Source organism: Blautia sp. CAG:237 (assembly GCF_000436615.1).
Lineage (GTDB): Bacteria > Bacillota > Clostridia > Lachnospirales > Lachnospiraceae > Blautia_A > Blautia_A intestinihominis.
Genome location: NZ_FR886757.1, coordinates 2250 through 6667, shown reverse-complemented (window position 1 = coordinate 6667; position 4418 = coordinate 2250). Strand labels below are relative to the sequence as shown.

Sequence of the window (4418 nt, the reverse complement as noted above, 5' to 3'; positions counted from 1 at the left end):
TCCTCTTCCGATCATTGTCTCTGCGATCGAGATCCACGGATTATTATGACAGAAGATTCCTGCATTTTCCTTGTATCCCGGCGGGTAAGATGTGATCTCGCCAAGTTCCAGATGATATCTGGTGTATGCCGGCTGCAGAAGCATGATGCCATATTTTGTCTCGAGATGTTTCTGTACAGAATCGAGAGCTTTTTCTGCCTCTGCTGCCAGTTTTTCCCTGTCTGTACATCTGCAGATCTCTGCAAATTCCCTGCCATATTTTACAAACATTGCCGCGATAAATACCGACTCTGCCACCGATCCCTCAGAAGGTCCTGTCGTCTGGAAAGGTTCACCCGGCTCACTGGAGAAGCAGTTCAGGTTCAGACAGTCATTCCAGTCCGCCCTTCCGATCAGTGGAAGTCTGTGCGATCCGAGATGTGTCACAGTAAACTGGAAAGACCGGTTCAGATGCTCAAACAGAGGCTCTTCGGTTCCCTTTTTGCAGTCAAACGGCACTGGCTCATCCAGGATCTCATAATCACCCGTCTCTTTGATGTATGCCGCCACTGCCGCGATCAGCCACAGCGGGGCATCGTTAAATCCACTTCCAATTCTCGACCTGTTCTACAAAGCAGTCGTAGAAAAATATCCAGAACTTACTTACTAAGCCCCACAACCAACGTGCCTGCCTGACCATCAGGCGGGCACGTTTTACATTATGGAAAAGACTTATGGAGGACAAAAATGGCAAAGAATAATAACCATAAGGCGGTCAGCTATAACAAATGGGGTTATATCTTTCTGATACCGTTTGTAGTAGTATACCTCATATTCCAGCTTGTTCCGCTTATCACTACAATTTATAACAGCTTCTTTGAAAATTACAGATCGGGACTTACGCAGGTCGGACCGAACTTTGTGGGCTTTGCCAACTATGCAAAACTCTTCCAGGACGGTGAGATCTGGATCTATTTCAAAAACACGATGATCATGTGGGTGATGGGATTTGTTCCCAGATCCTGGTTTCCCTGCTCCTCGGTGCATGGTTTTCCAACCCTAGCCTCCGTCTTAAGGGACAGAGATTTTTTAAGACTGTGATTTACCTTCCGAACCTTATCATGGCATCTGCCTTTGCAATGTTGTTTTTTACCTTATTTGCAGACGGCGGTCCGATCAATGCCATGCTGGTCCATGCGGGGATCCTGAAACAGGCATATTCTTTTTTCAGCCACAAATGGAGTGCCCGGACGCTTGTTGCACTGCTGAACTTCCTGATGTGGTTCGGTAATACAACGATCCTTCTGATGGCAGGCATGATGGGCATTGACCCGTCACTCTATGGGGCTGCAGAAGTGGACGGTGCGACATCCTCCCAGATTTTTAGAAGGATCACTCTCCCGCTTCTCCGCCCGATCCTGATCTACGTTATGATCACATCCCTGATCGGCGGCATGCAGATGTTTGACGTACCACAGATCCTTACAAACGGAACCGGTGATCCGATGCGTTCCACCATGACACTGATCATGTACCTGAACAAGTATCTGTTCAGCAAGAACTACGGCATGGGCGGTGCACTGTCCGTATTCCTGTTTGTCATCACAGGGCTTCTGAGCCTGATCGTATTCCGTTTCAACCAGACAAGAAAAAAACACTTCCTGTACTGATCGCACAGCTTCGAAGTGCAGATTTCCTGAAGTTTGATATGGGACAGGTTTATGTGATGATCGCATTTTCCATCTTCCCGGTTATCATCGTGTACATCCCGCTTTCCCGGTTTATCGTATCAGGCGTTGCGCTTGGCGGTGTAAAGGGGTAAAACAGCGCACTCTCAGCCTAAATTTGGGACATGTCTTTCAGAATGTCTATTGCATACCCTTTCGGTTTGTGATTTAATTAAAAGTAACGATAATACAGACTGAAACGTGTCTTTTTCGTCTGTATTCCACAACTTTTCTATCGAAGGGATATCAAAATGACAGCAAAAACTTCTCGAATTGTTATAAAGACTTTTATAAAGACTGCGCTCAAAGATTCCGATGAATCTCCGGAGCGATGCACCCGAAATCTCGTAGATATGGCACTGAACTTTGCAAACGGCCGGTTCCAGCAGTCTTTTTTTGAAATATCACGTGCAATGCTGAACAACGAAAACAGCCCTTATTATCCACTGATCGAGGATATCCTCAAGCACATGGATAAGGAGAAACTGATCGACTTTGGTCTGAATATCGGTTACAATGGCTGCACGACAGGCGCGCACATGATCCGTAAACTGAAACGCACAGAGGATATCAATGTTCCATGGCTGCTTTCACTGGTCATCGATACTTCCCTGCCGGATTTTATTACAAAATATGATTCTGTACTGAAACAGGGCAAGGAACTTGGAATCTACACTTACTTCCTCTATACGAAGGATGATCCCGCAGAAATACTTCCTCTTATCCAGAATAACCCGGACTGTGCGATCATCCTTCTCTGTGATCCTTCCAGAATAACAGAAGAGCTCGCAGAAAAATCTGAAGCACTGAACAACGTCTTGTTCGCAGTGAAATACGATGATCAGGCAGAGGCAGCCTGCCTCGTACTCAGAGACCATCGTCTCCTGTACTCTCTGTATCATCTCTATTCTGAGGAAGACCGTGATGAGATCCTGGCCGGCACTTACTTCCGTTTTGCAGAAGAAATGCACTGCCCGTTCGCCGCTGTTTTCAGCAATGTGGACTGCTCCATTGAAACCCGCCACGCCATCTACCAGAAAATAACCGAAGACCGGAGTGCCCAGCGATACCGCACGATCCCACTGGATCTGTTCTGCGATACAGAAGTGATCGGAAATATCATCTCTTCTCCGACCAGTGTCGTCGGCTTCGGACCTGACGGTACGCTCTATACACCTGGCAGAGAAGTTTTCAGGACACCGTACAACCTCTTTGACCAGCCACTGAAAGAACTTTTTACCAAAGCACTTTAACTCCACCAAAAAAGCCTTATTCATTCGTTTGCTGAGTGAATAAGGCTTATATTTTTGTACTTTTATGCGTCAAGTCTTTCCTGTGTCTTGATGATCACTTTGATGCAGGATTTGAGTAATTTCACAAATTCCTTCGGTGGTACCGGATTTCTCTCTGAGATCCATCTGCCGAACGCGCAGATGATCGCATCATTCCAGAAGTTTACATAAAAATCCGTGTTCGTCTGATCTCCAAGGATTTCTTTGATATCCTCTGCCATGACCGGTCCTACGATATCCCGGAAATGATTGGAAAACGAATTCTGATCTTCTACTTTCATGACTTTCCTGTAAAAATCTTTATTTTCATAAAAATAATCGCAGAGATGAAGGACACTGTCCCATCCGATCAGATCTACGCCAAGCTGTACGTGGCTCAGATACTCCACATCAAAGATCCAGTTCACAAGGTCAAACTTGTCCTTGAAATGATAGTAGAAACTTTTGCGGTTCATATTGCATTTTGCACAGATATCTGAAACGGTGATCTTACTGAATGGGGTAGATTCCATCAATTCCTTTAATGCCGATGCCAGTGCACGCTTCGTAATATTAGAGTCTGCCACGATAGTACCTCCTTCTTACATTTCTGTTGCAAATAATGCTGCACCAAGAGCTCCGCAAAGCTGTGATTTATCGCTGATCACCAGCTTCGTTCCCAGTCTCTCCTCCAACGTTTTGACAAGACCCTGATTCTGTGCAACACCGCCAGTCATCATATATGCCTCTTCCCCTCCGACACGTTTCACGAGGGAGGCTGTTTTGGCCGCAACCGCCTTATTCAGTCCATGGACGATGTCATCGGTTGCTTTGTTCTGTGCGATCAGGGAAACCACCTCTGATTCGGCAAAAACTGTGCACATACTGGAGATCGTAATATCCTCCTGATAGGAAAGTCCTACTTTACTGAGTTCATCCAGGTTCATTTCCATGGTTTTTGCCATCATCTCCAGGAATCTTCCTGTTCCGGCGGCACATTTGTCGTTCATGACGAAGTTTTTGACAGAACCGTCATCATTCAGGCGGATAACTTTGCTGTCCTGCCCGCCGATATCGACGACCGTTCTGACAGATGGATCCAGGAAATGGGCGCCCCTTGCATGGCAGGTGATCTCTGTGATACTCTTGTCGCCATCAGAGATCGCAGTTCTTCCGTATCCTGTGGTCACGACTGCATCGATGTCTTCTCTGTTAAGGTTAGACTGTCTGAGTGCTTCTTCCAATGCACGCTCCGCGCCATTCGCGGCCCCTGCTCCTGTCGGCATGATCACGCTGGAAACAATCTTTTTGTCTCTGTCCAGGATCACAACATCCGTGCTGGTAGAACCACTGTCGATTCCTGCAAAATATCCTTTACCCATGGTTTTCTCCCTTCTCGTTTCTGTCTCTATGTTCAGGCTCTCTGCAAAAGCCTCCAGAC

General features: G+C 46.5%; 3 protein-coding genes and 3 pseudogenes. 3 read left to right on the top strand and 3 right to left on the bottom strand.

Annotated features, from left to right (window positions below):
- Positions 1–594, bottom strand: a pseudogene (locus QZL69_RS10735) (GH36-type glycosyl hydrolase domain-containing protein); the annotation flags it as partial.
- Between the two features lie 132 nt (positions 595–726).
- Between QZL69_RS10735 and QZL69_RS10730 the strand changes: the two are divergent.
- From QZL69_RS10730 to QZL69_RS10720, 3 genes and pseudogenes are all read left to right on the top strand, one after another.
- A pseudogene (locus tag QZL69_RS10730) lies at positions 727–1649 on the top strand (carbohydrate ABC transporter permease).
- Positions 1622–1801: pseudogene (locus QZL69_RS14020) on the top strand (carbohydrate ABC transporter permease); the annotation flags it as partial. The pseudogenes QZL69_RS10730 and QZL69_RS14020, both read left to right, overlap by 28 nt.
- Positions 1802–1957: 156 nt before the next feature.
- Positions 1958–2959 (top strand): hypothetical protein, encoded by a 1002-nt coding sequence (locus QZL69_RS10720; protein ID WP_022215205.1) that lies wholly within the window; start codon positions 1958–1960, stop codon positions 2957–2959.
- A 62-nt stretch (positions 2960–3021) separates the two neighbouring features.
- On the opposite strand, the gene dhaS is transcribed toward QZL69_RS10720, so the two are convergent.
- Together dhaS and QZL69_RS10710 are read right to left on the bottom strand one after the other, a co-directional pair.
- Complete coding sequence (gene dhaS, locus QZL69_RS10715; RefSeq protein WP_022215204.1) at positions 3022–3564, bottom strand: dihydroxyacetone kinase transcriptional activator DhaS; 543 nt, start codon at positions 3562–3564, stop codon at positions 3022–3024.
- Positions 3565–3579: 15 nt separating this feature from the next.
- On the bottom strand, positions 3580–4418 hold an 839-nt coding region (locus QZL69_RS10710), incomplete at its 5' end, for an acyl-CoA dehydratase activase (RefSeq protein WP_291519381.1).

Coding starts and splice junctions, on each gene's coding strand:
- QZL69_RS10720 (WP_022215205.1), top strand. CDS start 1,958: ATGACAGCAAAAACTTCTCGAATTGTTATAAAGACTTTTATAAAGACT.